General features: G+C 69.2%; 5 protein-coding genes. 4 read left to right on the top strand and 1 reads right to left on the bottom strand.

Annotated elements, in window-relative coordinates; genetic code table 11:
- Window positions 1-213 precede the first annotated feature (213 nt).
- From V6M46_RS10355 to V6M46_RS10340, 4 genes are read left to right on the top strand one after another with little or no spacing between them, the layout of a single operon-like run.
- Complete coding sequence (locus V6M46_RS10355; protein ID WP_332664536.1) at window positions 214-2,907, top strand: bifunctional acetate--CoA ligase family protein/GNAT family N-acetyltransferase; 2,694 nt, start codon at window positions 214-216, stop codon at window positions 2,905-2,907.
- Window positions 2,907-3,473, top strand: a complete 567-nt coding sequence (locus tag V6M46_RS10350; RefSeq protein ID WP_332664534.1) for a DUF5998 family protein — start codon at window positions 2,907-2,909, stop codon at window positions 3,471-3,473. Before V6M46_RS10355 ends, V6M46_RS10350 begins: the two co-directional genes overlap by 1 nt.
- A 41-nt stretch (window positions 3,474-3,514) precedes the next feature.
- The gene (locus V6M46_RS10345) at window positions 3,515-4,573 is read left to right on the top strand and encodes an alkaline phosphatase family protein (RefSeq protein WP_332664531.1); all 1,059 of its coding nucleotides are present in this window, start codon (window positions 3,515-3,517) and stop codon (window positions 4,571-4,573) included.
- Between the two features lie 22 nt (window positions 4,574-4,595).
- Window positions 4,596-5,261: a thymidine kinase gene (locus tag V6M46_RS10340; protein ID WP_332664529.1), complete on the top strand. Its 666-nt coding sequence runs from the start codon at window positions 4,596-4,598 to the stop codon at window positions 5,259-5,261.
- A gap of 125 nt (window positions 5,262-5,386) precedes the next feature.
- Here V6M46_RS10340 and sepH read toward each other — a convergent pair whose 3' ends face one another.
- Window positions 5,387-6,337 (bottom strand): septation protein SepH, encoded by a 951-nt coding sequence (gene sepH, locus V6M46_RS10335; RefSeq protein ID WP_332664526.1) that lies wholly within the window; start codon window positions 6,335-6,337, stop codon window positions 5,387-5,389.
- Window positions 6,338-6,468: the final 131 nt, after the last annotated feature.

Here is a 6,468-nt window from a genome sequence, read left to right as displayed (position 1 = left end):
TAGGCGTACTCGAGGAAGCTCGAACGCATCTCGTCGCTCACGTCGGTGTCGACGATGTGCTCCTCGAAGTCCTCCTCGGGAGCTTGCTTGCTGCTGCGGGCCATGCCTTCTCTCCTGTGCTGCCTGTCGTGCGGTGCTCAGTGGTCCATTTTCGCCGGTCTGACCTGCGGTACTTCCCGCGCCACGCCGTGAGCCACCCGATAGGTTGGAGGCGTGACCAGCGAGGTGCATCCCGTCGAGCACTGGGAAGCCGATGTCCTGCTCAAGGACGGCCGGGTGGCTCAGCTCAGGCCGATCCTCGCGGCCGATGCCGAACGCCTCGTGGAGTTCTATTCACGAGTCTCCGAGCAATCCAAGTACTTCCGCTTCTTCGCGCCCTATCCGACGCTTTCCGACAAGGATGTCACGCGCTTCACGACGGTCGACAACGACCGCCGGGTCGCCTTCGTCGTGACGCTGCACTCCACGATCATCGGGGTCGGCCGCTACGACGCGATCAGCGACGACGAGGCCGAGGTCGCGTTCCTCGTCGAGGACGCCCACCAGGGCCGCGGTGTGGGCCAGCTGCTCCTCGAGCACCTGGCGCAGGCCGGACGCGAACGCGGCATCCGTACGTTCGTCGCCGACGTCCTGCCGTCCAACTCCCGGATGCAGCAGATCTTCCGCGAGATGGGCTACCAGGTCGACGGCATGGTCGACGGTGGCGTCACCCGGCTGACGTTCCGGATCGAGCCGACCGACCTCGCGGTCGGCGTGATGCGGGCCCGCGAGCAGCGCGCCGAGGCCGCGTCGATCGAGCGCATCTTCCGCGCTCGCAGCATCGCGGTGATCGGCGCCAGCCGGCGGCAGAACTCGATCGGCCAGGCCATGGTGCGCAACCTCGTGCTCGGCGACTTCAGCGGCAGCGTCTACGCCGTCAACTCCCAGGCCGAGGCGGTGTCGGGACTCCCGGCCTACAAGACCGTCCAGGACATCCCCGGCGAGGTCGACGTCGCGATCGTCGCGGTGCCGGCCGAGTCGGTCAACGACGTCGTGCTCGACTGCGCCGCCAAGGGGGTCCACGGCCTCGTCGTGATCTCCGCCGGATTCGCCGAGGAGGGGCCGGAGGGTCGCCAGCGCCAGCGCACGCTGCTCGGGCTCAGCCGGTCGTACGGACTGCGGCTCATCGGCCCCAACTGCCTGGGGTTCATCAACACCGCACCTGACCTTCAGCTCAACGCCTCGTTGTCGCCGTCGATGCCGCCGCAGGGCCGCGTCGGGTTCTTCTGCCAGTCCGGCGCGCTCGGCACCGCGATCCTCGAGTCGGTGTCCCGCCGTGGCCTCGGCCTGTCGACGTTCGTGTCGGCCGGCAACCGCGCCGACGTCTCCGGCAACGACCTGCTCCAGTACTGGCAGGAGGACGACTCGACCGAGGTCATCCTGCTCTACCTGGAGTCGATCGGTAACCCGCGCAAGTTCTCCCGCATCGCCCGCCGCGTCTCGCGGACCAAGCCGATCGTCGCGGTCAAGTCGGGCCGTTCGACGCAGGGCGTGCCCGTGGGCCACACCGTCAGGCGTACGTCGGCGCCGCAGTCGGCGGTCGACGCGATGTTCCGCCAGGCCGGCGTCATCCAGGTCGACACGCTGGACGAGATGTTCGACGTCGCACAGCTCCTGGCCCACCAGCCGCTGCCGCGCGGCAACCGCGTCTCGATCGTCGGCAACTCCGACGCCGTGGCACTGATCGTCGCGGACGCCGCCTCGGCGGCCGGGCTGCAGGTCGCCGAGCCGGTCTCGCTGGGTGCCGACGCCAATGCCGATGACTTCGAGGCGGCGATCGAGCAGGCGATCGCGAGTCCCGACACCGATGCCCTCGTGGCGGTCTACGTGCCTCCGCTCAACACCAGCGGCGAGGAGGTCGCCAACGTGCTCGCGGCCGTCGGTGAGCAGTCCGACAAGCCCATCGTGTCGACGTTCCTCGGCAGCGAGGGCGTTCCCGTGCTGCTGCGCGTGCCCGACCTGCTCGGCGGGTCCGCCGGTCGCGGGTCGGTGCCGTCGTACGCCGCGCCGGAGTCAGCCGTGCGTGCGTTGGCCCGCGTCGTCAACTACGCCGAGTGGGCTGCCAAGGACCACGGCGACTTCCACATCGCGCTCGACCACCGCACGGGTGACGCTCGCGCTCTCGTGCGCCAGGTGCTCTCAGCAGCACCTCGTGGCGCGATCCTCTCGACCGACCAGGTCCACGCGCTCCTGGCCTGCTACGGCATCGACCTGTGGACCTGGATCAACGTGCACTCCCGCGAAGAGGCGATCGAAGCGGGGAAGACGCTCGGCTGGGACGTGGTCCTCAAGGCCGGCAGCGAGCACCTGCGCACGCGCCCTGACCTGGCCCACGTCTGGCGCAACATCCGCAGCTCCGAGGAGATGGGCGAGGCCTGGGACGAGCTCACGACCTGGAAGGGCATGCGCAAGGACACCAAGTTCTTCGTGCAGCGCGCCGCGGCCGACGGCATCCCGGTGTCCTTCAGCGTCACTGAGGATCCGCTGTTCGGCCCCCTGGTCTCGTTCGGGCTTGCCGGAGCGCCGAGCGAGCTGCTGGGCGACCGCTCGTACGGCATCCCGCCACTGACCGATCTCGACGCCGAGTCGATGATCCGCGACCTGCGATCTGCGCCGCTGCTCTACGGCTACCGCGGCTCCGACACGGTCGACGTCGACGCCCTCCAGGACATCATCGTGCGGCTGGCCGCGATGAAGGACGACCTGCCCGAGATCGCCGAGCTCGACCTCGAGCCGGTGCTGGTGCACGGCGAGGGCTACACCGCGCTGAGCGCCCGCGCCAAGGTCGTTCCGTCGGCAGATCGTCGCGGTGAGTGGTACGTACGGCGCCTGAGTCAGCCTGCCTCGATGGGAGATACGCTGGCATGATGACCACCGACGACACGAAGTCCCTGTTCGACGAGGTCTCCACGAGTGGCTACTACCCCGAGATCGTTGCCGAAGGTCTGCGTGATGCCCTGGCCGGTGAGCCCGTGGCCGCCTACGTCCTGCACCACGAGCCGACGTTCGACCACGACGAGATCCGTCGCCACATGACGGTGCTCGCGCTGACCCCCAGCCGCCTCGTCCTGGTGCACACCGACGAGCACCCCGGCGACGACCTGCTGCCCAAGCCCTACACCTCGACGACGTCGGAGGCGGTCGCGCTCGGCCAGGTCCGCTCCGTCGTCGTGACCCGCATGGTGACGTCGAAGTCCAAGCAGCTCGAGGAAGCCGTGCTCACGGTCGGCTGGGGTGCGGTCTCGCGGGTCGAGCTCGAGCCGGCGCGCTGCTCGGACCCCGACTGCGAGGCCGATCACGGCTACACCGGCAGCCTCACGGGTGACGACTTCTCGCTGCGCCTCGCTGCGGCGGCCGACGGCGGATCCGCCGTGGAGCGCCTGCTCGGCTTCGCCCGTACGCTGTCGGCCGCGACCGCCGGCCGCACCGCATGACCCTGGCAGGACTCGGGGGTCGCGCGACTATCGATCAGGTCATGCCATCGGTGGCCGCCGCCATGGGCGCCCCGGGCTTCGCCAACACCCTGGCGCTTCCGGAGGCGCCGCGTTACGTCGTGTTCCTCGTCGACGGGCTGGGCTTCGACCTGCTGCGCGAGCACGCCGACGTGGCGCCGTTCCTCAACTCGCTCAAGAACGTCGACGACGTCATCTGCGGTGTGCCGTCGACCACCGCGACGAGTCTCACGTCGCTCGGCACGGGGCTGCACGCCGGCAGGCACGGCATGGTCGGCTACACCTCCCGCGTTCCCGGCAGCGGACAGCGGCTCAACTCGCTCAAGTGGGACCAGCCGGTCGACCCGCTGATCTGGCAGCCACACCGCACGGTGCTCGAGCAGATGCAGGACGCCGGCATCGCCGCGTCGTCAGTCAACGATGCCAAGTTCGTCGACTCCGGCCTGACCCTGTGCAGTCAGCGCGGCGTGCCGTTCCACGGCATCAACTCGATCTGGGAGCGTCTCGACGTCGTCCTCGAGGTCGTCGAGGCCGCGCCCCGCGCCATGACGTACGCCTACGAGTCGCGGCTCGACCACACGGGGCACGCCAAGGGATGCATGTCGGAGGAGTGGCGCACGATGCTGGCCACGATCGACGCGGAGCTGGCCGACCTGCGCGAGGAGCTGCCGCGCGACACGGTGCTGCTCGTCACCGCCGACCACGGCATGATCGACCTGCCGATGACCGACCGGTTCGACGTCGACTCCTCGACGACGCTGCTCGACGACGTCACCCTGCTGGCCGGCGAGGCCCGCTTCCGGCACGTCTACACACGCACGGGGGCCGCCGCCGACGTAGCCGCACGTTGGCAGGCCGAGCTGGGGGAGCGCGCCCTCGTACGTACGCAGGACGGCATCGAGGACTGGTTCGGCCCGATCGATCCCGAGGTGCGCGGTCGCATCGGCGACGTCGTGGTGGCGGCGCTCGGCGACTTCGCGATGTTCTCCTCACGCGAGTTCGGCATCGAGTTCCAGATGACCGGGTTCCACGGCTCGATCAGCGAGGCCGAGCTGCGCATCCCGGTCCTCGTGGCGCCGTGACGCGGCTGGCAGGATGGTGCCCGTGGCGGATCTGAACTTCTACTCGGGCACGATGGACTGCGGCAAGAGCACCCTCGCGCTGCAGATGGACCACAACCATCGGGCCCGGGGCCGCGTCGGACGGGTCTTCACCTCCCACGACCGGGCCGGCACCGCGACGCTGTCGAGCCGTTTGGGCCTGGCGGTCCCGGCGATCGAGGTCGACAACGAGTTCCACTTCTGGCAGTACACCGTCGACGAGCTGACCCAGGGCGGCCGCATCGACTACTTCGTGTGCGACGAGGCGCAGTTCTACACCGCCGACCAGATCGACCAGCTGGCCAAGATCACCGACGAGTTGTCGATCGACGTGTTCGCCTTCGGCATCCTGACCGACTTCCGTACGCAGCTGTTCTCCGGCTCGGCACGGCTCATCGAGCTCGCCGACCACGTGCACACCCTGCAGGTCGAGGCGCTGTGCTGGTGCGGCGAGCGCGCGACGCACAACGCCCGCACCGAGGACGGCGTCATGGTGACCGAGGGCGATGTCATCGTCGTGGGCGATGTCGACCATGAGCTCGCGCCGGATGACGAGGACGAGACCGTCGTGGGCTACGAGGTGCTGTGCCGCCGCCACCATCGCCGGCGGATGACGGCGGCCACGGCCAAGGCCGCGGCCATGTCGCCGGACGTCTTGCCTTTTGGGTGAGCGAGCGGTGACCTAGCGTCCAGACCAGAGCCAGAAGTGGACGCCAACTCACCGACCATGTGCGAGCGGTGACCTAGCGTCCAGACCAGAGCCAGAAGTGGACGCCAACTCACCGCCCAACGGAGTCAGTCGGACTTGTCGCCGAACATGATCTCGTCCCAGCTGGGGACGCGGCGGCGCTCGTGGCGCTTCTTGCGGGGGCCCATCGTGTCGGGCACCGCGACGTCGTGCTCGAGGGAGTCCTCGAAGTCGTCCGCCTCGTGCTCGAGCGCGGCGGAGGTGTCGGCGTCCTCGGCCTCCTCGGCGTCGCCGATCGCGAGCTGCTCGAGCGCCCTGCGGTCACGGGCGGCCTTGAGTGAGGCGACGCCGACCTGCGGGCCCTCCTCGACCACCGGCACGTCCTCGTCGACGACGTCGACCGCCTCGACCGGAGCCTTCGCGGGACTGGCCGGCGTACGTACGGCATCCGCGATCGCCATGTCGGACGAGTCGGGCAGGGCGACGTCACCGACCAGGTCGTGGGCGAACTCGTCGGCCGGCACGACGTAGCGGCTCTTGACGTCGAACAGGAAGGTCGCCGGGTGGGCCGCGCCGTCGGGCGTGACCTGGACGTTCCAGCGGCCGTCCTCGCGCCGCCAGGAGTCCCAGGCGGCGGCCTCGGGCACGCCGCCGGTCGAGGCGATGTTCTCCGAGACGAGGGTGCCGAGCAGGACGCCCGAACCACCGACGTGCTTGCGGCGGATCGAGGTCTTGCGGGCCTGCTCGCACATGTATTCGCGCTCGGCGAGCACAGGCCCGGCGAAGCCGAGGATCTGTTCGACCGGTACACCGGCCGATTCGGCGACCGCGTGCGGCGTCTCGCCGCGGCGGATGCGCGTCTGGATGTCGCGTGGGCTGAGTGAGCTTTCCATGCGGATCTCCAACTGGCCGGAGGTGTTCCCAGAGTGGGACGGCTTGCCGATCAGGGAAGCGAGGCGGTGATCAGCGGGGATGCGGAACTTCTCACCGGTGGACCTGTCACGCGCAATGAGGAACCGTCTGTCCTCGCTCAGTCCGTCGAGACCGAGATCACGCATGTCATCGCCTCCGATGTGACGCCGGCTCCGGGTGGGCGTTCACTCGAAGCGTGTTCTCATCCTAGGCGCGCAGGATGCGAACCTGCGGTGACGCGCCGAGACCAGATAGCGTCGTCGCCGTGTCCGACACC

Source organism: Aeromicrobium sp. (genome assembly GCF_036676885.1).
Taxonomy (GTDB): Bacteria; Actinomycetota; Actinomycetes; order Propionibacteriales; family Nocardioidaceae; genus Aeromicrobium.
This window is presented reverse-complemented; position numbering and strand designations above follow the sequence as displayed.